Consider the following 22,074-nt stretch of genomic DNA (forward strand, 5'->3'; position numbering starts at 1 on the left):
TGAGGCCACCTGAGGCCTTGGGGTCCAACCCAACCACAAGAGGCAAACCATGGCAGCGAAAGACGTTCGTTTCTCCGCCGACGCCCGCGATAAGATGCTGCGCGGCGTCGATATCCTTGCCGACGCGGTGAAGGTGACGCTGGGCCCGAAGGGCCGCAACGTCGTGATCGAGAAGAGCTTCGGCGCCCCGCGCATCACCAAGGACGGCGTCACCGTCGCCAAGGAGATCGAGCTCGCCGACAAGTTCGAGAACATGGGCGCCCAGATGGTGCGCGAAGTGGCCTCGAAGACCAACGACATCGCGGGTGACGGCACCACCACCGCCACCGTGCTGGCCCAGGCCATCGTCCGTGAAGGCGCCAAGTACGTCGCCGCCGGCATCAACCCGATGGACCTGAAGCGCGGCATCGACCTCGCCACCGCCGCTGCGGTGAAGGACATCATCGCGCGCGCCAAGAAGGTCTCGACCTCCGACGAGGTCGCCCAGGTCGGCACGATCTCCGCCAACGGCGACAAGGAGATCGGCGAGATGATCGCCCACGCCATGCAGAAGGTGGGCAACGAGGGCGTGATCACGGTCGAGGAGGCCAAGACGGCCGAGACCGAGCTCGACGTCGTCGAGGGCATGCAGTTCGACCGCGGCTACCTGTCCCCGTACTTCATCACGAACGCGGAGAAGATGGTCGCCGAGCTCGAGGATCCCTACATCCTGATCCACGAGAAGAAGCTGTCGTCGTTGCAGGCGATGCTGCCGGTGCTCGAGGCCGTGGTGCAGACCGGCAAGCCGCTGCTGATCATCGCCGAGGACATCGAGGGCGAGGCGCTGGCCACCCTCGTGGTGAACAAGCTGCGCGGCGGCCTGAAGGTTGCGGCCGTGAAGGCGCCGGGCTTCGGTGACCGCCGCAAGGCGATGCTCGAAGACATCGCGATCCTGACCAAGGGCCAGATGATCGCCGAGGACCTCGGCATCAAGCTCGAGAACGTGACGCTCGACATGCTCGGCCGCGCCAAGCGGGTGCGCATCGAGAAGGAGAACACCACGATCATCGACGGCGTCGGCGAGAAGACCGACATCGAGGGCCGAATCTCGCAGATCAAGGCGCAGATCGAGGAGACCACCTCGGACTACGATCGCGAGAAGCTGCAGGAGCGCCTGGCCAAGCTCGCGGGCGGCGTCGCGGTGATCCGCGTCGGCGGCGCGACCGAGGTCGAGGTCAAGGAGAAGAAGGACCGCGTCGACGACGCCCTCAACGCCACCCGCGCGGCTGTCGAGGAAGGCATCGTCCCGGGCGGCGGCACTGCACTGCTGCGTGCCAAGAAGGCGGTCGCCGCGCTGAAGAGCGATGTTCCGGACGTCCAGGCCGGCATCAAGATCGTGCTGAAGGCGCTTGAGGCCCCGATCCGTCAGATCGCCCAGAACGCAGGCGTGGAAGGCTCGATCGTCGTCGGCAAGATCACCGACAACACCTCCTCGGAGACCTACGGCTTCAACGCCCAGACCGAAGAGTATGTCGACATGATCCAGGCCGGTATCGTCGATCCGGCCAAGGTCGTCCGTACCGCCCTGCAGGACGCCGCTTCCGTGGCCGGCCTGCTGGTCACCACCGAGGCGATGGTGGCCGACGCGCCGAAGAAGGATGGCGGCGCCCCCGCGATGCCGGGCGGCGGCGGCATGGGCGGCATGGATTTCTAAGTCCACGCCAACCATCGATCTGACGAAGGGGGTCGCCGAAAGGCGGCCCCTTTTTTCGTTGGTATGACACGGCCGTCTCACGGTCCCGCGGAAGTCCGAGCCGTCATGAGGGGCGGCTGTTCGACGGCTGCAGAAAGATTTCTGCGTGCGAGATCGGCCTCGACTTGGGCAGCGAGCTTGAAGAAGCGCTGGCGGACATCAGCGGCAAACGGATTGGATCGCTCGATCGCCTCGAACACTTCGGGGGCGTCGTGCCGGACCATGTCGACCGCTTGCATGAGCAGTGAGAAGCTTCGCGTGGTCATGTGAGTGGGAAGCGGCTCCATGGCGACGAGCACCCGCGCGATCAGATGCGTCAGGCCTTGCACGGCCGCGGCCTCGCGGTCGTGGGCCTCGGGCGTCGTGACGATCACCTTGAGCTTCAGCACCGTCCGGAGGAAAGCCGCAGCACGACGCCCGTGCCGTCCCGTGGTGTCAGGGCACACCGCGATCTTCAGTCCCGCGATCCCGCCGACGGCACTCTGCGGGCCGAACAGGGGATGGGTTCCCAGGATCTCGACGCCGGCCGGTAATCCCGCCCGCATGATCTCGACGGGGATCATCTTCACCGAGCCGACATCGACCACCAGCGTTCCCGATCGGAGATGAGGGGCAATGTCGGCCACGACATCGGACAGGCGGGATACCGGAACGGCCAGGATGACGACGGAGCAGCGTGCCGCCGCGATCAAGTCCGTCCGCACGGCGCCGTAGGTCTGGGAATCGGCCTCGGCCGGGCGTGGATCGTAGACGCGCAGCGCCATGTGCGGCCCGAGATGCCGGACGATCAGGCGACCGAAGGCGCCGAAACCGATGACCCCGACGGCGGGGTAGAATTGAGTGGCTTGGGAGACTGACACGGTGACCTCGGGCAGACGCGAGGTCGACGGATCATGATGAAGTGCAACCGCCGACGACGCAGCGGTTGGGCAAGATAAGCAAGCCGCCGCTATGAAAAGGGCGGGCGATAGGATGCGGTGAACGGCAAGCTTGTCATGAGGACGGTCGCCTATGCGGTGCTGCCACGCTCGTCAACAAGGCCGCCTCGATGCCAGGACTCGGCCTGATCGTACGGAATGCTTGAACGCTGCTCGATTGAAGGGCCCAGGTTTCACTGCCCCGAGCGCGCTCTTCCACACCGCGTGATTGCGGAACCAAAAAAAACGGGACGGCTTGCGCCGTCCCGTCTGTCGTCGTGCCTATCGGCTTAAGAAGATAGAAGCCAGTCGCTGGAGCAGGCCCCGCGGTGCGGGCGGAGGCTCACTCTGTCCAGGACCGTCCCCAATCTAATTGGCGGCGAAGGGGTGCTGAGCCGAGTTGCGCTGCTCGGTGACGGTCGAAGCCTTCGGCTCGCCGTTCACGGCGCGCTGGATCGAGAGCTTGGTGGCCTCGTAGTTGTACTTCTGGATCTTGGCGTCGTCGGCCGCTTCCCAGTGGATGAACACGCCGACCAGGATGAACAGGTCGTCGGCCTCATCGGCCGGGATGATGCCTTCGGCGACGGCATCCTGGACGGCCTTGGCAACGCCGTGCTGGGCCGGGCCGAACATCTGGACGGCCTGACGGGCGTCGTTGATGGTGACCTTGTTGAACATCAGGGTGTTCGGCTTGCACGGCAGGTTCGGCGCGATGACCGCGAGCAGGCTGGTGAAGCCGTGCTTGTTGTTCACGAGGCCGTTGCAGAAAGCCGTCTCGGCGGGCGAGCCGCGCGGTCCGATGATCAGGTCGATGTGAGCGACTTCGTTGCCGTCGCCGACGAGGGCTTCGCCAACCTGAACCTTGGTGATCTTCGCCATTCGGTGTCTCTCCCTGGATTCCGAAATAGGGCCGCGGCGCCGGACAATGCCAGCGGCCGGGAAGCCATCCTTGTTATCGGCGCCCGAACCTCCGGACGAGCCGGTTGGGCCGAGCCGGTTGGGCCGGACAGCGCGCCGGACCCTACAGTGCGGCCCAGCGGCTCACAACCCGCGCAAGGCCCTGGATCTGAGGAATTTCTTTGACCGCAGGCCGTGAAAAGCTGGAACTTATCCGCGTATCACGCCAGGGCGGCGCCTGCCGTAGTCAGGGCGTCCCAGAACACGGTCGCCACCGTGAAATCCGCGCTGGTGCCAGGGTTGAGCCCGCGCGCCTTCAACGACGCGTCGAAGAGCAGCAGCGGCTCGACCGGACGTGTGGCGAGATCGAGACCGTCGAGTAAGCCTGCGGCCTCCAGGCGAACAGACTCCGCCACTGGTGCGCCGGCCTTGCGGGCGATGTGGCTGTCCGGAACGGTCCGGAGATAGGCGAGGTGGATCGCGGTGGTGCACCAGGTCGGATCGAGGCCTGCGGCGCGCGCGCCGGCGAGGGCCGGCAGCCCGATCTCTGCGATGTCCGCGAAGCCCGTGCCGTAGGCCCGAGCGATGCGGTCGCGATCTGCCGCTTCCGCCATGGCCGCGCGCAGGGAGGCCGGGGCGGCGGCCGATACGTCGTGCTGGTCGGCCCGGCCGAGGCCTCCCGGGTTCGCGAGCCGGATCGCTGCGAAGACCGCTTCGGAATCGTCAGCCTGCAGGGTGTCCAGCACCGCTTCGACCGATCGGCCCCCTTCCGCTGCGACGGCAAGCGGCGCACACAGGAGCAGGATGCCGAGATTGGTGTTCTGGGCGACGGCCGCCAGGGTGGCCGCGACCCCGGCGCGGACCCGCGCACCGACGCCTGATCCCGCCCGCGCCAGCTCCGGTGCCGAGACGTCGGCGCTGGTGACGAAATCCGCCATGACCATGCGATGGCCGGCTGCGTAGGCGTGGACGTTGCCGGGTTTCAGCGCGTCGAGTTCCGCCAGGCAGGCGGCGCGGTAGAGCGTGCCGATCAGCCCCGGCGCGAGACCGGTCATGCCACCACGAGCCGCGGAATGCTGGCGCCCCGGACGGCGGACAGGAAACCGCGCACGACAGCGCCGGCGATATCGGTGTCGCACACGGTCTGCAGGCCGGACCAGGCCGGCATCGAATTGACTTCGAGGATCGAGAAGCCGCCCTCCCCGTCCTCCACCAGGTCCACCCCGGAATAGTCGACCCCGACCGCGGCGGCGGCGGCCTCGGCCATCTCGGCGGCGTCCCGGGGCATGGCCCAGGGCAGCGGCCGGCCCCCGCGGTGGACGTTGGTGATCCAGCCGTCGCCCTCCCGGATCATGCCGGCGATCGCGCGTCCGTCGCAGACGAACACGCGATAGTCGCGCCACAGCCCGTCCCGCCGCGGCACGTAGCGCTGAAGATAGTAGACACGGGCTACAGCCTCCTCGTCCGGTAGGTCCCCGGGTGTCTCGATCAGCGCGAGCCCCTCCCCTTGCGAGCCGAACAGCGGCTTGAGGACCAGAGGTGCGCCGGGGCGGGCTTCCCGCTCCACGATCTCCGCGGCGGCCTCGCGTTTCGAGACGACCCAGGTCTCCGGGGTCGGAAGGCCGGCACGGGCGATCAGCAGCGAGGTCGCCGCCTTGTCGACCGAGCGCTCGATGGCCGTGGGCGGGTTCCAGACCGTCACGCCCGCCGAGACCAGGGCGTGCAGCACGCCGAGCCGCATGGTGGTCGCCTCGAACGTGCCCCCCGCGATGGTCCGCAGCAACACGCCGCCGGGCAATTCGCCGGAGAAGCCCGGGACCCGCAGCGGCTCGCCGCCGCCGGTGGCCACGATCACGTCGGCCAGGGAGAACAGCACCGGCTCGACCCCCTGCGCCCGCAGGGCCGCCAGGAGCCGGGCCTTGTGCCAATTGCCGTTATCGGCCGCGAGGGCGATGCGCATGGATCGGAGACTCTCGACGGCCCTTTCCTGCACGGGAAAGCACCGGATCTGTGTGGGTGCGAAGCGCGATCGCGAGGGCCGGCCGGGACCGGCTTCCCTCTCTCCCACTGGGGAGAGAGGAACCCTCGCTTCATGCGATTGGCAGTGCGACGTCGTCTACGCCGCGATGCCTCGTGAACCGGAGCTCGAACGCCCCGCGTTTAAGCGAACGACGCTTCGACCAGCGTCGGCTCCAGGCGGCCGCCGCGATACGTGGCGCCGGTGCGCACCGACGTGACGATCGCTTCGGCCGGCGAGAACAGCGCGCCGTCGATCTTGTAGAAATCGCCGTTCACCCGCGAAAAGATCTCGGCGAACGGGGCGCCGTGGTCGCTCGACGTGGTGGACGGGATCTGCTCGGCGAGCTGCTTGGCGTCGGCATCGTCGGCATCGACGAAGAGCTGGACCCGGCCACCGTAGATGATCGCATCGTTGGTGCGGCCCATCGCCTTGATGAAGTCCGGGTGCGGCGGCGAAAGTGGGGCCGACCCGATGCCGTCTACGATCGCGTGCAGGTCGAACCCGACCGTGTGGGCCTTGTGCAGGGCCACCTCGAGTACCCGGGCGACCACCTGGGTCGAGCCGGCCAAGCTCTGGGTCGGTGCGAAGATGAAGGTCAGGTCCTCGGGCCGCAAGCCGGCCGCTTCGGCGACCTTGGCGACGACGCTGTCGGGCGGACCGCCGGCGGCTTCGAGCACCAGAGCGGTCTTCGAAGCGGAATCCCGATAGCCGAGCTCCTGATACAGATCCTCGACCGCAGCGACTGCGCGGCCGGGGCCCGAGCCGAGGGCGAAGAAGCCGGAATCGCCGGCTTCATCGGCCAGGCTCCAGCCCGCATACTGGCTGCCCAGGCAGGCGAGCACCGGGTCGGCCGCATGGACGATCACGGAATACGGCCAGGAGGCGATCGGGCCGCTCGGGGCGATGCTCACGGTGCCGAGGCCGCCGAGGCAGATCTCGGCGATGCGTCGTCCAGCCTCGATGGAGCCGCGCGCCTGGGCGCCGGCATCGACCATCCGGGCTCCGCCGGCCGTCTGCGACACGGACAGGCGCAGCGTCGCGGCGTCGGCCACGAACCGCTCGATCAGCGGCGCCGTCAGCGCGTTGACGCTGGGATAGGATTGGCTGGCACTCATCTCAGGGTTTCCTCGGGGTGCATTTTCTCAGCGGTGAGGTCGGCTTGGAGCCGCGCCGTCCGCGTGTTCAAACTGTCGAGCGCCATCTGCCGGTCGGCCCCATGGGCAAGCACCGTGCAGAGAGGCGCGTCGCGGCGGACCACCGTGCCGGGGCGCGGGCGGTCGCGCACATGATCCGGCCAGGCGAAATCCGGCACGGGCGCATGCTCCCGACCCGCGTAACAGATCTGGGCGGCGGCCGCATCCGCCGGTTGCGCACCGAGCGCCGGCATAGCGCCGAGGCTGGCCGCGATGTGGGCCGCCAGGAGCGGCGTGCTCCGGCGATCGAGGATGTCGAGGGTCGCGCCGGGCCGCGGGTTGATCTCGGTGAGCCACCAGCAGCCGGACCCGTCGACCAGGAAATCGGCGCTGCCGAGGCCGCGCAGGCCGGTCGCCGCAACGATGCTCTCAACGGCCTCCGCGACCGTAGCGATCAGCGCGTCGGGGAGAAGCCGAGCTTCCGTCGCAGCGCCGGTTGCGGCACCGCCGAACCGGTAGGGCCGGATCGGCGACGGCGCGCACCATTGCTCCGTCACCGCCAGCATTTGGATCGCGCGTCCGTCGGCGAGGAAGTTCAGCGCGTGGGGTCGGCCCGGGACCCGGGCCTGGAAATAATGCGCGTCCGGCGCGGGGCCGCGACCCGCCGGACGGATGTGGCTGCCGCCGCTGCCGCCGGTCCGCTTCAGCAACCAGCCGGACGGGTCGGGACGTGCATCGGTCGCGATCTTGGGATGCGGGATGTCGAGCCGGACGCAGAGCGCGGCGAGCGCGAACGGATCCTTGAGTGCGGCGACCGCGGGCGCATCGGCGCCGACCAGACGGTGCCGTTCGGCGGCCCGGGCGATCAGGCCGGGCGCGTCCTCGAAGCCGCTGCCGAGGACGAGGCCGACGACCGAGCCTGCGGTTTCGGCCAAGGCGTCGATTGCCGCCAGGGTCGCTTCGAAAGCCATCGGGCTGCCGAAGCGACTCGGGAGCGGCCGGTAGGCTTCGCTGAGCGCCAGCGTATCGGAATCGCCGAACAGGTCGGCCACGAAGGGGCGCATTCCCGCCCGCCGAGCCGCCTCCGCGAGGGCGCGCCCGGATTGAGCGGCGATCAGGATCGCCTCTGCCACGCCGGGATGCGCCGGAGCCGGCTCAGCCCGCGATCTCGACGGCCAGCGTGTAGGCGTCGCGGAAGTCGAGGCAGAGCGGCGTATCGGAGGCGAGCATCCGATCGAACAGGCGGCGCTGGGTCTGGTACTTCACATTACCCACCGCGAGGGCGCCGATGCCCACGCCCTTGCCGGTCGGCAGCGGCACGTCGACGGCGTTGACGTCGATTCCGGCGATCCCGGCGGGCGGCACCGCGTTCACGTCGGACGCGACGAGAAGCTTCGGAGCGGATTTCAGATCCTCGGCCGAGAGGATCGGGATGCCGGCCGGCCCGGCCGACAGGATCACGTCGGCGTCCCGGATGGCGACGCGGCGGTCCTCCGGTGTCGTCCCGTCGACGGCGCCGACCTCGATGCCGAAGCGCCACTTCATCGTGAAGGCGATCTTGGAGACCCGCTCCTCGCCGTCATGGCCGACCAGGACGGTCTGCGCGCCCTGAAGCGCGCCGATCACCGCGGCCACGTAGGCGACCACGCCGGCGCCGCCGAAGATCACGATGCGCTTGCCGGTCAGATCGGTGCCGAATTTCTGCCGGAGGGCCCGGGAGACCTGCGCCAACATGGCGGCGCCGGTGGTGAACGAGCCGGCGGGATCGGCGAAGACGTGGTTCACGAACGGCGGCACGAACGCCTTCTTGGCGCGGTCGACCATGTCGAGGGCGTCCTCGGCGTTCTTGCCGCCGATGAAGATGCCGGTCCGCGTGCCGTCCGCCGGAGAGCGCGAGAAGATCGAATCCTGGGTCAGCGACACGACGTCGGCGAGGCTGACCTCGGTGTAGGTCACCACCGTCTCGAAGCCGGCGTCGACGGCCATGTTCACGTCGAACGGGCTCATGTGCCGGAGCGGCGTCAGCATGTGGAGGATCGAGCGGGCCATGACGTTCTATCCCGTTTGGCGCGCATCAACCTGCGCCTGCAGACCGTCCAAACCCGCTGCGGGTGCCGCGGTCAAGTCCGGACCCGCCGGTTCAGTCCCCCGTGGTTATCGATGCGCCGCTGTTGCGGCCGCGGGCAATCAGGAAGCGAAGCGGCCCGCCGCGGTCGAGACTTGCCACCAGGGACCGGGCGTCGGCCTCAGACGGCATCAGCGCGAATCCGGTCGGTCCCCAGGACGATTGGCCGTAGCCGGGCACGCCCTGCGCGGCGGCTTGGTCGAGGGCCTGTGCGACGGCGGCGCTGGCGTAGCGGCCGCCCTGGTGCGGGGCGAAATGATCGCCGATGAGATCCTGGATCCGGGTGATTCCCGCGCCGAAGCCGTGCGGCTCGGCGAGCGCGACCGCCGGCAGGACCTGCATCAGCACGATCCGGCAGATCTCGGCCGCCTGTGCCTCGGGGAAGCGCGGGAGGTCGCGAAACGCCTCTACCTCCCGCGTCCCGTGCACGCCGGCCATGCTCCGATCGAGGATGAGCACGATCCGCCAGGCTTCGGGATAGGAGAGGCGCGCGGTGACCGGCGGTGCTGCGCCATCGGGGCCGCGGCCGCCATCGACGATCAAGCCGCCCTCGGTAAACGCACTGAGCCCGACCCCCGACCGATTGCCGCGATCGAGGCTGGAGGAGAACGCGGCCGCCGAGAAGGAAGCCCCGCTCAGTCGCGCCATCGCGGCCGCCACGGCCAGCGCGAGCTGCGTGCCCGATCCGAATCCAGCGTGCGCCGGGATCGTCCGCTCGACCGCGATCGCCACCGCGTCGGACCCGCCGAGATGGCTCGCCGCCGCACGGGCGTAGCCCTGGACGCGCTCGACCTCCTCGCCGGTGACGGACAGGAGTGCGGACCGGCGGGCGGTGAGCGCCAGGGAGGGCGTGTCGATGGCCAGCCCGATGCTGCCGAAGCGGCGGCCCAGGCCGCCGTGCAGGTCCAGGAATCCGAAATGCAGCCGCGCAGGCGCCTCGACTCGGATGGCGCTGCTCGAAGCGGCCGCCTCGTTCCGCTGGGGGACCTTGCCCACGCCCATGTCTTCGAAATCCACACGCCGAACCGGCGCGCTTTTCCCATGCGGCGGGCGGCCGAAGCAACGGGATCTTGCGGCCGATCGGCCGAACCAGAATGCGAACCCCCCTTGCCGAGGCGTGCGGATGAATGCAAACCTAGGGCAGCGACGGCGCGCCGAGTTGCCGCCCGCCCGGACCTGTCGGGCGGTCGAGCCATTCCGATCCGGCGGGATTCTCCTTCGGGAGTGAACCTGCTTCGTCCGGTCTTACGGCCGTCGCCCGCTCCGAAGCCAAACAAGAACGTCGCGTGAGGGAGCATGGCAGCCTGGGTGAAGGGTGGCGCGACGGACGCGGGCACCGCCATCGAGGCGGCCGTATCCTTGCTCGCCAAGGCGCGCGCGCCGGTGATCGCCGGCCTGAGTGCCGACGTCGCCGCGATCCGCGCGGCCTATGATCTCGCGGGGCGCATCGGCGCCTCCATCGATACCGCCGGCGCGGTCGGCACGTATGCCGAGCTAGGCTCGCTGAGCCGGGTGGGCGCCATGACCTCGACGCCGGCCGAGGCGGTCGGCCGGGCCGATGCCGTGCTCGTGGTCGGCGCAGCCACTTGGCATACGCCACTCATCAAACGCTTGGCGGAATCGAAGCCCACGCGTGGGCGCGCTGCCGGTTCGGACCGGGCGCTCCTGGCGCTCGGAGCCGGTCCGGAGGGCTCACAGGCGGCGCTGTCCTGCCCGGCTACGGGCGGGCTGGCGGAGGCCGTCGCGGAACTGCGCGCTTACGCCAAAGGCCATCTCGCGGGCGACACGCTGCAGGCCAAGCTCGTCGCGCGGATCGCCGCCGCACAGTACGGCGTCCTGCTGTACGATCCCGCGGAGCTCGGTGAACTGGGCGTGGAGATGCTCCAGGGCTTCGCCATGGAGCTGAACGAGACCACGCGTTGCTTCACGCTCTCGGTGGCTGGACCGGATCAGGACCGCGCCGTCGTGCCGGTGGCCGCCTGGTTGACCGGGCAGGCGCCGCGCAGCGGGTTCGGCCGCCGCGTCCCCGAACATGATCCGTGGCGCTTCGATGTCGCCCGGCAGGTCGCCGCTGGCGAGGTCGATGCCGTCGTCTGGCTCGCCGCGCTGCCGGTGGACCGGCCGAATTGGCTGGCTGCCGTGCCGTCCGTGGCGCTGGTCGCCGAGGCGGAAGCCTCTCTCGCCGACGTGGTGATTGCGGTCGGCCGTCCGGGACGCGACCTGGGCGGCGTCTTGTGGAACGAGCAGCGCGCCGCGCTGACCTATTGGCCGGCTTCGGCCCCGACGGACCTGCCGTCCGCCGCGTCGGTACTGGGTGCCCTGACAGAGCGCCTGGTCGAAGCTGGCGCCGTGTCGAGGAGTGAGCCCGCATGCTGAGCGTGATCCGGGGCGGGCGCGTCGTCGATCCGACCGCGTCCCGCGATGCCGTCGGCGACGTCTGGATCGAGGATGGCCGCATCGTCGAGCCCGCCGGCCGGGCGCCCGATCGGGTGATCGATGCGTCCGGCTGCGTCGTGATGGCGGGGGGCGTCGAGGTGCACTCGCACATTGCCGGCGGCAACGTGATCACCTCGCGCCTGCTCCTGCCCGACCTCTATGTCAGCGAGGCCTCGCCCGAGGGGCATCCTTTCGCGCATGCCGGCGGAGCTGCGGGCTGGATCGGCTCGACCTACGCGCGGATGGGCTACACCACCGCGGTCGAGCCGGCGATGCCGCCGACACACGCCTTGGCGACCCAGCTCGAACTGGCCGACATCCCGTTGCTGGATCGCGGCGCGCTCACCGTGATGGGCAACGACGACCAGCTTCTGCAGCTGTTGCGCGAACGGCAGGGCGGGAATGCCGTCCGCGATCTCGTGGCGCTCTCGGTCGCCACCTCGCGCGGCCTCGGCGTCAAGTGCATCAACGCCGGCGGCGCATCCGCCTTCAAGGACGGCGCGCTGCGCCTGTCTCTCGATGACGAGATTCCGGTCTACGGTCTCTCGACTCGGCAGATCATGGGGTCGCTGCTCGACGCGGTCGAAGAGATCGGCGTCCCGCACCCGCTGCACGTCCACTGCAACAATCTCGGCCTGCCCGGCGCGGACGATTCGTTCATCGAGACCCTGGAGGCCGCGGAAGGCCGACGCATCCACTTCGCCCATGCGCAGTTCTATGCCTACGGCGCCACCGAGGGTGGCGGCTTCCGTTCCGCGGCCGAGCGCATCGCCCAGGCCATCGCCGACAACCCGAACGCGACCCTCGATATCGGGCAGGTGGTGTTCGGACAGACCGTAACGGTCTCGCTCGACATCTTGCGGCAGTTCGCCGGCCGTAAGGGTGCCAAGCCGAAGAAGTGGGTGTTGAACGCCGGCGATGCCGAAGGCGGCGGCGTGGTGCCGTTCCTGTACCGGCCGCGCGGCCCGACCAGCTCGCTGCAATGGGCGATCGGTCTGGAGATCATGTTGCTCTCCACGGATCCGGAGCGCACGATCCTCACCACCGACCACCCGAACGGCGGCCCGTTCACGCAATACCCGCGCATCATCCACTGGCTGATGGACAAAGCTGAGCGCGATCGCGAGATCGCGACGCTGCCGGGTATCGTCGCGGAGCGGTCCAGCCTGCCGACTCTCGAGCGGGAATACAGCCTCTCGGAAATCGCTCAGCTGACGCGATCCGGCCCGGCCAAGCTGCTGGGACTCGCCGACCGTGGCCACCTGCGGCCCGGGGCCTGTGCCGACGTGGCGGTCTACCGCGACATATCCGACCGCACGGCGATGTTCACGGCCGCAAAGCTGGTCCTCAAGGACGGCGTGCCGATCGTCGAGGATGGCGAGGTGGTGGAATGGCGCGCCGGCCGGACGCTCTCGCTCTCGGTCGAGTCGGATCCGGCGATGGCCAAGCGCGCCGACGCCTACCTGACGGACCGGTTCGGCGAGGGGCTCGATAGCTTCGCTGTCCCGGACGCGGCGTTCGACGCAGATACGGACACCTTCGAGGCGGTGCCATGCCGGGCGTGATCAGCGGGGCGAGTGGCGGAAATAACCATGTCTGACCTCAGCCTCAACGGCATCCCGATCATCGACACCTTCGCGGAGGCGTTCGATGTGGCCGGGACCGCCATCATCGTCACCAACGACACCGCCAAATGGGCGATGATCGCCGCGACCACCATGACAGGCTTCGCCACGTCGGTGATCGGCTGCGGCGCCGAGGCCGGCATCGATGCCGTGCTATCGCCGGACGAGACCCCGGACGGGCGGCACGGCGTGCGCATCCTGCTGTTCGGCTTCGAGCCGAACGGCCTCAAGGACCAGCTGATCAAGCGCGTGGGTCAGTGCATCCTCACCTGCCCGGGCACGGCCTGCTATGCCGGCGTGGACGGACCGACGAAGATCAAGCTCGGCGGCGCGATCCGGTATTTCGGTGACGGCTTCGCCATCGCCAAGCGGCTGCCGGACGCCAGCGGCAAGCTTCGGCGCTACTGGCGCATCCCCGTGATGGACGGGGAGTTCCTCTGCGAGGATTCGGTCCGGTCCGTTGATGGCGCCGTGGGCGGCGGTAACCTGCTGTTCCTTGGCCGGACCCATTCCGAAACCCTGATCGTCGCCGAGGCGGCCGTCGAGGCGTCCAAGGCGGTACAAGGTGCGATCCTGCCGTTCCCGGGCGGCATAGTCCGTTCGGGCTCGAAGGTCGGCGGCCGCACCAAGGGCATGATGGCCTCGACCAACGATGCCTATTGCCCGACCCTCAAGGGCCGTGCCGGCTCGGCGTTGCCGGCCGATTGCGGCGTCGTGCTGGAGATCGTGATCGATGCCCTGACCTCGCAGGGCGTGTCCGACTCGATGCGCGCCGGCCTCCATGCCGCCACCGAGATCGGCGGAAAGCACGGGCTGATCGCCGTGACGGCGGGCAATTACGGCGGCAATCTAGGCCGTCACCATTACCATCTGCGCGACTTGCTCGCGCGCGACGACACCAAGACGGAGGGCTGAGCCTTGAGCACCCTCACCCTGCGCGCGGCCCCGCCCGAGCGGCTCGACTTCCTGAACATCAATCCGCTGGCCCTGAGCCGGCTTTCCCAGGCCGACGCCGAACGCCTGGAGATCGGGACATCCCGCACCGGCGTGCGTCTCGGCGACTGCTTCTCCGTCTCGCTGGACGGCTCCGACACCCTGACCATTGAGGGCGGCCACGAGCGCCTCGACCGGGTCGGCGCTGCCCTGTCCGAGGGAGCGATCCGCGTGACCGGCAATGTCGGCCAGCGCCTCGGTGAGGGCATGGCCGGCGGCAGCCTGACCGTGACCGGCGATGCCGGACCCTATGCGGGCTCCGGCGCCACCGGTGGCGCCATCACGATCGACGGCGATGCCGGCGATTATGCGGGCGGTGCCGTGTATGCGGCCAAGGCCGGCCTCGATGGTGCGACGCTGATCATCCGCGGAACGGCAGGCGCGCATCTCGGCGACCGGATGCGGCGCGGGATCCTCCTGGCTGGCCGGGCGGGTGCCTATGCCGGCTCTCGGATGATCGCGGGGACGTTGGCCGCCCTGACCGTCGGGGACCATCCGGGCTACGGCATGCGCCGTGGAACCCTGCTGATCGGTTCGCACGGACGGTTGTCTCCGACCTTCGTGGAGACCGGGACGCACGATCTCGTCTTCCTGAAGTTGCTTGGAAAATCACTCCGGGGCCTCAGCGCGGAGCATGCCGCGCTGCTCGATCGGCCGCTGCGGCGCTATTCCGGCGACCTCGCGACCCTCGCCAAGGGCGAGATCTGGGTCGCGTCCTGACGTCACCCTGGGCAGAGCGGCCGCACGCGGCATATGCTCTGTCCAAGCGGGCCCGTACGAGGCCGGCACATTGGGGAGACGCCCATGCTCCTGCTTCTGTCGATCTGTCTCGTCGCCCAGCCCTCGACCTGCCGCGAGGACAGGATCGAAATGTCCTACGAGGGCTCGAACCCGTTCATCTGCCTGCGCCATTCGCAGAGCGCGCTGGCGACCTGGCAGGCCGCCCATCCGGACTGGCATGTCGAGCGCTGGCGCTGCGCCGCGCGCGGCAGCCTGCCGAAAAACCTGTGAGCGCGTCCCAAGACCGCGTCCCGGCGCCGGGTCTCCGGGCGGCCGGTTGCCGGCGACGAGCCCCGGCCGGGCGGCACCGATGCGCTCGCTGAAACTCCGTTTCGCGCTGCTGCTTGGTGGCACCGCGATCGTGGTGATGCTGGCGGCCCTCGCGGCGTTGGCCTCGATCGCGGCGGCCGAACGGACGGTTGACCGCACCCTCGAAGCGCAGCGCCGTCTCGAGCTGCTGGCCGAGTTGTCCGGCCGCCTCACTCAGTTCGGCCTCGCGGCGGTGGAGACGGTCGGCAATCCCGACGGGCAGCCCGAGGCCATGGCGATCGCCCGCGACAATGCCGACCGGGCGCTCACCACGGTCGACGAGGCGCTGGCCCAGAGTTTCCCGCCGAGCGACGACCCGGCCGACCGCATGCAATACGCCGCCCGGACGCGACCGATGGCGCAGCTGCGCGCCGCCCGGGTCGTGCTCGACCGTCAGGTCGCGCGGATCAACCGGCAGACCGAACCCGAGAAGCGTCAGGACGCGATCAAGGGTGCGCTCAACGGCTTCGGGGCGATGACCGGCCAGCCGCTGTCGTTCCTGATCGAGGCGGAGCGGCGCAGCATGGCGCTCGGGTCCGAACAGGCCCGCGCCCTGTCGGCGCGTCTGCGCGTGGCCGCAGCCTCGGCGGTTGCGGCGGCCCTCGTGCTCCTGGCGGTTCTCTATCGCGGAGTCACCCGCCCGACCTTGGCGCGGATCGAGGAGGTCCGTCGGGCGGCGAGCGCCATCGGCCACGGTGCCCTCGATACGCGCCTATCGGTGGCGACCCGCGACGAACTCGGGCTGCTGATGACCAACGTCAACCGCATGGCCGCACGCCTCGCCCGGCGCGAATCCCGGGTGGTGGCCGACCGTGCTGCCCTGGAGGACACCGTGGCGACCCGCACCGCGGACCTGCGGGCCGCCAACGCCCGCCTGGAGGCCGTGGATCGCTCCCGCCGGCGCTTTTTCGCCGATGTCAGCCACGAGTTGCGCACGCCGCTCACAGTCATCCTCGGCGAATGCGATCTAGCGCTGCGTGGTGCGTCCCGGGGTGCGGATCCGGCGCCGGTCTTCGCGACGATCCGGAAGCGGGCGCAGCGGTTGAAGCTTCGGGTCGAGGATCTGCTGCGCGTTGCGCGATCGGAATCCGGGGAGATCGAGTTCGACAAGCGTCCGCTCGGGCTCGCCTCGGTGCTGGCCGAGGCCGTCGACAACATGGCCTCGGAGGCGGCCCGACGTCGCGTCGGCCTCAGCCTCGATCCCGGCACCCAGGACGTCGAGTGCCTGGCCGACCGCGAGTGGATGCGCCAGACGGTGGAGAGCCTCGTGGACAACGCCCTGCGTCACGCTAAGGGGCTGGCCCGGGTCGAGGTCGCGTTGTCGGGCGAGCCCGGAGCCCGCGCCCTGATAACCGTGACCGATGACGGGCCCGGCTTCGGCGCGTCGGAGGCCGAGCTGTTCGAGCGTTTCCGCCGCGGCGCCGGAGCGAGCCCCGACGAGACCGGCTTCGGCATCGGCCTGGCGCTCGCGCGCTGGATCGTCGAGCAGCATGGCGGCTCGATCCGCCTCGGGGCCGGCCCCGACGGACGCGGCGCTCGGGTCAGCCTGGACATCCCGGCGCTCGATCCGGCATGGGAGAGCGGCACGGCTGGGAATACGGCCAGTACCATGCAGGTGAGGGAGCCAGCCGCATGACGCGGATCCTGATCGTCGAGGACGATATCGACATCCGGGGGCTATTGGCCCGCGGCCTGGAGGCCGAAGGGTTCGAGGTCGGTACCGCCGCCTGCGTCGACGAGGCGTTGAAGGCGGCGCATGATCCTGCGCCCGGCGCCGTCCTGCTCGACATCAACCTGCCCGACGGCTCCGGCCACGATGTCTGCCGGTCCCTGCGTGAGGGTGGTTTCCCGGGCGCGATCCTGTTCCTGTCGGCGCGCGACGAGATCCGCGACCGGGCCGAGGGCCTGGCGCTCGGCGCCGACGACTACATCATCAAGCCGTTCGTGTTCGACGAGCTCGTGGCACGCCTGCGGACGCACCTGATGCGGCGCGAGCAGGCCGAGGCGCCGCGCTCGCGGATCAGTGCCGGGCGGCTGCTGCTCGATCTCGACACCCGTCAGGCGAGCTGCGGCGAGGCCAGCGCGCGCCTGACCCCGCGGGAGGCCGATCTCCTCGCCATGCTGATGGAGAGCATCGGCAAGCCGGTGTCCCGCGCCGATATCTTCGACCGGCTCTGGGCCAGCCAGGGCGGCCTCTCCCTTAACGTGGTCGACGTCTATATCGGCTATCTCCGCTCCAAGATGGCGGACTTCGTTCGGTACGGGGGGCCAGGATTGGTCACCGTTCGGGGCAAGGGCTTCATGCTCGAACTACGCGGTCCCGATTTCCGCCAATGAGCCACTATACTTAAGTCGAATCCGGTAACGGTTTTGATGGTGAGCCGGGCATTTAGCTAGAGTCTCACAAAAAATTTGGGAGTATCCGGCAACTTAGTGCTTGAAGACCGCTGCTGAATCGCCGATATCGGTGGCGCGCCGGAAAACCAGAGCGCCATCAGTGTCTTAGGGTACTCTTAGGAACCCGAGACGCCTGGTGAGGATACCGCCAAGGAGAAACACCATGAAGTGGGCTGCCCCTGTTGTGTCCGAGATTTGTGTCGGCATGGAAGTGACGAGCTACGAGTCGGCTGAGATCGACACCTTCAACTAAGTTTTCAGGGGCCGGGGATCGCGGGAACCGCACCATGCGCGTCGTGATTCTCGGCTCCGCTGCCGGTGGCGGCCTCCCGCAGTGGAACTGCCGCTGCCCCAATTGCACCCTTGCACGGTCCGAGCCGGACCGGGTGCGCCCACGGACCCAATCGAGCATCGCGGTCTCCGCGAACGGGTCCGATTGGCTCCTGATCAACGCCTCGCCGGATATCCGGCAACAACTCTTCGACAATTCCCAGATGCATCCCCGCGAGGGACTGCGCCACTCGCCGATCCGGTCCGTGCTCCTGACGAACGGAGACGTCGACCACGTGGCGGGTCTGCTCACCCTGCGCGAGGGCCAGCCCTATACGCTGTACGCCACCCGCGGCATTCTGGACTCCGTCAACGCCAACCGCGTGTTCGACGTGATGGCCGAGGGCGTCGTCGCCCGCCAACCGATCGCCATGGACCAGCGGTTCGAGCCGATGCCCGGCCTGTCCGTCACGCTGTTCCCGGTTCCCGGGAAGGTGCCGCTCTGGCTCGAGGACGAGACCATGGAGATCGGCGCAGAGACCGAGACCACCGTGGGCGCGCTGATCGAGGCGGGCGGGCGTCGCCTCGCCTACATCCCCGGATGCGCCCGGGTCACGGACGCGCTCAGGGACCGGATCGCCGGCGTGGACGCTCTGCTGTTCGACGGTACCGTCCTGCACGATGACGACATGATCCGTGCCGGCGTCGGCACCAAGACCGGCTGGCGGATGGGGCACGTGCCGATGCGGGGCGACAATGGCTCGATCGATGCGTTGGCCGGCGTTTCGCTCGGCTGCCGCGTCTTCGTCCACATCAACAATACCAATCCGGTCCTGGTCGAAGGTTCGCCGGAGCGCGCCGATGTCGAGGCGGCCGGCTGGACCGTGGCCCATGACGGTCTGAGCCTCGCCCTCTGAGGCAATCTCGCCCACCGGTTGGGTACAGGCCGAGCCGGCACTATATCGGGATCGAGCCCGGACATTCGCCCCGGCGGGGCATCATTCCGAACGGTCGTTGCCGTCACTCGGGATGGTTCCCGCGCAGAGGGCGGGATCGGAGTACAGGAAACGCGACCCGAGAACGGATTCCGGTAACGCCATGAACGCAGTCTTCCCGACCCCTTCGTCGACCCCCGACTCTGCCGAGAGCCAGCGGCTGCTCTCCCCGGACGAGCTTGAGGCAGCTCTGCGCGACATCGGCGCGCGTCGGTACCACATCCTGCATCCGTTCCACCGGCTCCTGCACGACGGCAAGCTCTCGAAGGATCAGGTCCGGGCCTGGGCGTTGAACCGCTACTATTATCAGGCGATGATCCCGGTGAAGGACGCCGCCGTGCTCGCACGGATGACCGACGCGTCCCTGCGGCGGATCTGGCGCCAGCGCATCGTCGATCACGACGGTGACCATCCGGGCGACGGGGGCATCGAGCGCTGGCTGAAGCTCGCCGAGGGTGTCGGGTTCGACCGGGATTACGTGCTGTCGACCCGTGGCATCCTGTCGGCCACGAAGTTTTCCGTCGAGGCCTACGTCCACTTCGTCGCCGAGAAGAGCCTACTGGAGGCGATCGCCTCGTCGCTCACCGAGATGTTCTCTCCGACGATCATCTCGGAGCGCGTCGCCGGGATGCTGAAGAACTACGACTTCATCACCAAGGACACGCTGGCGTATTTCGACAAGCGCCTGACCCAGGCACCGCGTGATGCAGACTTCGCCCTCGATTACGTAAAGACGCATGCGACGACGCCGGACCTGCAGCTTCAGGCGATGGCCGCGCTGACGTTCAAGTGCAACGTGCTCTGGACCCAGCTCGACGCCCTCTATTTCGCCTATGTCGCCCCCGGCATGATCCCGCCGGATGCGTGGACGCCGGGAACCGGTCTCGTTGCGGAAGCACCCGTCGCGACGGCGGGGTCCGGCGTTCGCAAGATGGCGGCCGACGACCGGCCGCGCCTTCCGCGAGGCGTGCGGCTGCGCCACGACGAGACCCGCGGCAAATACGTCCTGCTCGCTCCCGAGCGGACCTTCGACCTCGACGACAACGCCGTGGCGGTGCTCAAGCTCGTGGATGGGAACCGCAGCGTCGCTGCGATCGCCGACGAGCTTGGCCGGACCTATGCGGCCGATCCGCGGGCCATCGAGGCCGATATCCTGGTGATGCTGGACGGGCTGGCGGAAAAACGGGTCCTGGAGCGATGAACGCACTGACGCCGAACCGGCCGGACGTTCCAGCGCCGGTGGGCCTGCTCGCCGAGCTGACCCACCGCTGTCCGTTGCGCTGCCCCTATTGTTCGAACCCGCTGGAGCTCGACCGTCGCTCCGGCGAGCTCGACACGGCCACGTGGCAGCGCGTCCTGACGGAAGCGTCCGGCCTCGGCGTCCTCCATGTCCACCTCTCCGGGGGCGAGCCGACGGCGCGCAACGATATCGTCGAGATCACCAAGACCTGCGCGGATCTCGGCCTCTACTCGAACCTGATCACCTCCGGGGTGGGCGGTGCTCTGGGCAAGCTCCAGGCGCTCTACGATGTCGGGCTCGACCACGTGCAGCTCTCGGTGCAGGGCGTCGATGCGCAGAACGCGGAGAAGATCGGGGGCCTGAAGAACGCGCAGCCGCAGAAATTCGAGTTCGCCGCCAAGGTGGTCGAGCTGGGGCTGCCGCTGACGCTGAACTCGGTGATCCATCGCGGTAACATCCACGAGGTCGAAGGCTTCATGGACCTTGCCGTGAAGATGGGTGCCAAGCGCCTCGAAGTGGCGCACACGCAGTATTACGGCTGGGCCTACGTCAACCGCGCGGCCCTGATGCCCGACAAGGCGCAGGTCGATGCCTCAATCCGGATCGTCGAGGCCGCACGTGAGCGGCTCAAGGGTCAGCTCGTCATCGACCTCGTCGTGCCGGATTACTACGCGAGATACCCGAAAGCCTGTGCCGGCGGCTGGGGCCGCAAGCTGATGAACGTCACGCCCCAGGGCAAAGTCCTGCCCTGCCACGCGGCCGAGACGATCCCGGGTCTCGAGTTCTGGCACGTCACCGACCACGCGCTGGGCGAGATCTGGCGGGATTCGCCAGCCTTCACCGCCTATCGCGGGACCGACTGGATGAAGGAGCCCTGCCGCTCTTGCGACCGTCGGGAGAAGGATTGGGGCGGCTGCCGCTGTCAGGCCCTGGCGCTCGCCGGGGATGCCGCGGCGACCGATCCGGCCTGCTCGCTCTCGCCGCTCCACGCCAAGGTGCGGGCGTTGGCCGTCGAAGAAGCGGCTGAGACGCCGCCGGAATATGTGTATCGGACGATCGGCAGCAACGTCCGGTCGCCTTTCAAGGAGGACGTCAACTCGTGAAGCTTCTTGCCACGACAGCCGTCGCGCTGGTGCTGGCCGCGGCGCCGGCGTTTGCTGAAGATGCGCCCAAGCCCGCGGCGGTCACCCAGGTCAACGCGGCGGCCCCGCCCAGTGCGGCCGATCTGCTGTTCGAGCAGCCGCATATGAAGAACGCGGCCCCCGGCTCGACGATCACGTACGATTACCTGCGCCGGTCGGGCATCGCCAAGGGACCGTTCGGGCCGCCCCTGTCGGATACGCTCACGCTCACGCTGGAGCCAGGTAAGAGCCCGGAGGCACGCGACATCCGCGTCATGATGTTCTCCGGCCTGAACCGCGTGCCGGCCGGTCCCTTTGAGGACATGAGCGGCAACCCGGTGGTCTCGCTGTTCCTGGAGAACCACCTCCGCTCTCTGGCGAAGGTGCTGGAGGCCAACCCGCGCTACCTGAAGCTCGCCATCCGTAAGGGACTGCGCGAGGCCGCGACCGTGACGCCGACCAAGGTCTCGGTGAGCGGCCGCGAGGTCGACGGCTGGCGGGTCGAGATACAGCCCTTCGCCAAGGATGCCATGGAACAGCGCATGCGCGGCATGGACAAGTTGATCTACACCTTCATCATCGCCCCGGAGGTTCCTGGCGAGATCGTCTCCATCGAGGCGTCGTCGAAGAACGCCGAGGGTGGCGAATTGCTCGAGGAGAAGCTGAGCTATGATCCGAAAGCTGGCTGAACGCGGCGCGCTCGCCGCACTCGCCCTGTGCCTGTCCGGCCTCGCCGGTTGGGCGGCTGAAGAGAACGACTATCCCACCGACGCGCGGGTCGATTACGTCTTCGGCTGCATGGCGGCCAACGGCCAGACCCGCGAGAGCATGCAGCGCTGCTCCTGTTCCCTCGACCAGCTCGCCGCGATCCTGCCCTACGACAAGTACGTGCAGGCGAGCACGGTCCTGTCGATGCGCCAGGGCATCGGCAACCGGGCGAACGAGTTCAAGGCGACCAAGATCTTCGACGACAAGGTCGCCGATCTCCGGCGCGCGCAGGCCGAGGCGGAAATCCGCTGCTATCGCGGCTGATGACCTGACCATGACGGCCGGCGTTGCGCTGGCCTGTGGTTTCGATCACACC

The 22,074-nt window shown here is 68.8% G+C and carries 22 protein-coding genes; 14 read left to right on the top strand and 8 right to left on the bottom strand.

Annotated features, from left to right (window positions below; all coding sequences use genetic code 11):
* Positions 1-49 precede the first annotated feature (49 nt).
* On the top strand, positions 50-1,693 hold the full coding sequence (groL, locus tag FV242_RS02700) for a chaperonin GroEL (RefSeq protein ID WP_147906620.1): 1,644 nt from the start codon (positions 50-52) through the stop codon (positions 1,691-1,693).
* Between the two features lie 77 nt (positions 1,694-1,770).
* Here groL and FV242_RS02705 read toward each other — a convergent pair whose 3' ends face one another.
* The 8 genes from FV242_RS02705 to FV242_RS02740 form a co-directional block, all read right to left on the bottom strand.
* On the bottom strand, positions 1,771-2,592 hold the full coding sequence (locus FV242_RS02705; protein WP_147937858.1) for a prephenate dehydrogenase: 822 nt from the start codon (positions 2,590-2,592) through the stop codon (positions 1,771-1,773).
* 426 nt (positions 2,593-3,018) lie between these two features.
* Complete coding sequence (gene fae, locus FV242_RS02710) at positions 3,019-3,528, bottom strand: 5,6,7,8-tetrahydromethanopterin hydro-lyase (RefSeq protein ID WP_007568574.1); 510 nt, start codon at positions 3,526-3,528, stop codon at positions 3,019-3,021.
* A 239-nt stretch (positions 3,529-3,767) separates the two neighbouring features.
* Positions 3,768-4,601, bottom strand: a complete 834-nt coding sequence (locus FV242_RS02715) for a triphosphoribosyl-dephospho-CoA synthase (protein ID WP_147937859.1) — start codon at positions 4,599-4,601, stop codon at positions 3,768-3,770.
* Positions 4,598-5,506, bottom strand: a complete 909-nt coding sequence (locus tag FV242_RS02720; protein WP_147906617.1) for a RimK family alpha-L-glutamate ligase — start codon at positions 5,504-5,506, stop codon at positions 4,598-4,600. The genes FV242_RS02715 and FV242_RS02720 overlap by 4 nt, the downstream gene beginning before the upstream one ends.
* A 200-nt stretch (positions 5,507-5,706) precedes the next feature.
* Positions 5,707-6,681, bottom strand: a complete 975-nt coding sequence (gene mch, locus FV242_RS02725; RefSeq protein WP_147906616.1) for a methenyltetrahydromethanopterin cyclohydrolase — start codon at positions 6,679-6,681, stop codon at positions 5,707-5,709.
* Positions 6,678-7,832, bottom strand: coding sequence for an ATP-grasp domain-containing protein (locus FV242_RS02730; protein ID WP_147937860.1), 1,155 nt, complete (start codon positions 7,830-7,832; stop codon positions 6,678-6,680). The genes mch and FV242_RS02730 overlap by 4 nt, the downstream gene beginning before the upstream one ends.
* A gap of 22 nt (positions 7,833-7,854) precedes the next feature.
* Positions 7,855-8,748, bottom strand: coding sequence for an NAD(P)-dependent methylenetetrahydromethanopterin dehydrogenase (locus FV242_RS02735; protein WP_147937861.1), 894 nt, complete (start codon positions 8,746-8,748; stop codon positions 7,855-7,857).
* Positions 8,749-8,839: 91 nt separating this feature from the next.
* On the bottom strand, positions 8,840-9,826 hold the full coding sequence (locus tag FV242_RS02740) for a beta-ribofuranosylaminobenzene 5'-phosphate synthase family protein (RefSeq protein ID WP_187278318.1): 987 nt from the start codon (positions 9,824-9,826) through the stop codon (positions 8,840-8,842).
* A gap of 294 nt (positions 9,827-10,120) precedes the next feature.
* On the opposite strand from FV242_RS02740, the gene FV242_RS02745 reads away from it, so the two are divergent.
* The 13 genes from FV242_RS02745 to FV242_RS02805 all read left to right on the top strand — a co-directional run bounded on the left by FV242_RS02745 (position 10,121) and on the right by FV242_RS02805 (position 22,022).
* Complete coding sequence (locus FV242_RS02745) at positions 10,121-11,200, top strand: formyltransferase (RefSeq protein ID WP_147937862.1); 1,080 nt, start codon at positions 10,121-10,123, stop codon at positions 11,198-11,200.
* Positions 11,194-12,825 carry a formylmethanofuran dehydrogenase subunit A gene (locus tag FV242_RS02750; RefSeq protein ID WP_147937863.1) on the top strand — a complete coding sequence of 544 codons (1,632 nt, stop codon included), beginning with the start codon at positions 11,194-11,196 and terminating at the stop codon, positions 12,823-12,825. The genes FV242_RS02745 and FV242_RS02750 overlap by 7 nt, the downstream gene beginning before the upstream one ends.
* A gap of 27 nt (positions 12,826-12,852) precedes the next feature.
* On the top strand, positions 12,853-13,800 hold the full coding sequence (gene fhcD / locus FV242_RS02755) for a formylmethanofuran--tetrahydromethanopterin N-formyltransferase (RefSeq protein ID WP_147937864.1): 948 nt from the start codon (positions 12,853-12,855) through the stop codon (positions 13,798-13,800).
* A 3-nt stretch (positions 13,801-13,803) separates the two neighbouring features.
* Positions 13,804-14,598, top strand: coding sequence for a formylmethanofuran dehydrogenase subunit C (locus FV242_RS02760; protein WP_147937865.1), 795 nt, complete (start codon positions 13,804-13,806; stop codon positions 14,596-14,598).
* Positions 14,599-14,682: 84 nt separating this feature from the next.
* Positions 14,683-14,889 carry a hypothetical protein gene (locus tag FV242_RS02765; protein WP_007564437.1) on the top strand — a complete coding sequence of 69 codons (207 nt, stop codon included), beginning with the start codon at positions 14,683-14,685 and terminating at the stop codon, positions 14,887-14,889.
* A gap of 79 nt (positions 14,890-14,968) precedes the next feature.
* Positions 14,969-16,603 (top strand): ATP-binding protein, encoded by a 1,635-nt coding sequence (locus FV242_RS02770; protein ID WP_147906609.1) that lies wholly within the window; start codon positions 14,969-14,971, stop codon positions 16,601-16,603.
* Positions 16,600-17,304: a response regulator transcription factor gene (locus tag FV242_RS02775; protein ID WP_147906608.1), complete on the top strand. Its 705-nt coding sequence runs from the start codon at positions 16,600-16,602 to the stop codon at positions 17,302-17,304. Before FV242_RS02770 ends, FV242_RS02775 begins: the two co-directional genes overlap by 4 nt.
* 223 nt (positions 17,305-17,527) lie before the next feature.
* Positions 17,528-17,617 carry a pyrroloquinoline quinone precursor peptide PqqA gene (gene pqqA / locus FV242_RS02780; RefSeq protein ID WP_007564431.1) on the top strand — a complete coding sequence of 30 codons (90 nt, stop codon included), beginning with the start codon at positions 17,528-17,530 and terminating at the stop codon, positions 17,615-17,617.
* Between the two features lie 34 nt (positions 17,618-17,651).
* The gene (pqqB, locus tag FV242_RS02785; protein WP_147906607.1) at positions 17,652-18,551 is read left to right on the top strand and encodes a pyrroloquinoline quinone biosynthesis protein PqqB; all 900 of its coding nucleotides are present in this window, start codon (positions 17,652-17,654) and stop codon (positions 18,549-18,551) included.
* Between the two features lie 181 nt (positions 18,552-18,732).
* Positions 18,733-19,830 (top strand): pyrroloquinoline-quinone synthase PqqC, encoded by a 1,098-nt coding sequence (pqqC, locus tag FV242_RS02790; protein ID WP_147906606.1) that lies wholly within the window; start codon positions 18,733-18,735, stop codon positions 19,828-19,830.
* A complete protein-coding gene (gene pqqE / locus FV242_RS02795) occupies positions 19,827-20,972 on the top strand; it encodes a pyrroloquinoline quinone biosynthesis protein PqqE (RefSeq protein WP_147937866.1) in 1,146 nt (381 codons plus the stop codon). The genes pqqC and pqqE overlap by 4 nt, the downstream gene beginning before the upstream one ends.
* The gene (locus FV242_RS02800) at positions 20,969-21,679 is read left to right on the top strand and encodes a hypothetical protein (RefSeq protein WP_147937867.1); all 711 of its coding nucleotides are present in this window, start codon (positions 20,969-20,971) and stop codon (positions 21,677-21,679) included. The genes pqqE and FV242_RS02800 overlap by 4 nt, the downstream gene beginning before the upstream one ends.
* On the top strand, positions 21,660-22,022 hold the full coding sequence (locus FV242_RS02805) for a hypothetical protein (protein ID WP_147906603.1): 363 nt from the start codon (positions 21,660-21,662) through the stop codon (positions 22,020-22,022). The genes FV242_RS02800 and FV242_RS02805 overlap by 20 nt, the downstream gene beginning before the upstream one ends.
* Positions 22,023-22,074 lie beyond the last annotated feature (52 nt).

The sequence above is a fragment of the Methylobacterium sp. WL64 genome (assembly GCF_008039945.1).
Taxonomy (GTDB): Bacteria; Pseudomonadota; Alphaproteobacteria; order Rhizobiales; family Beijerinckiaceae; genus Methylobacterium.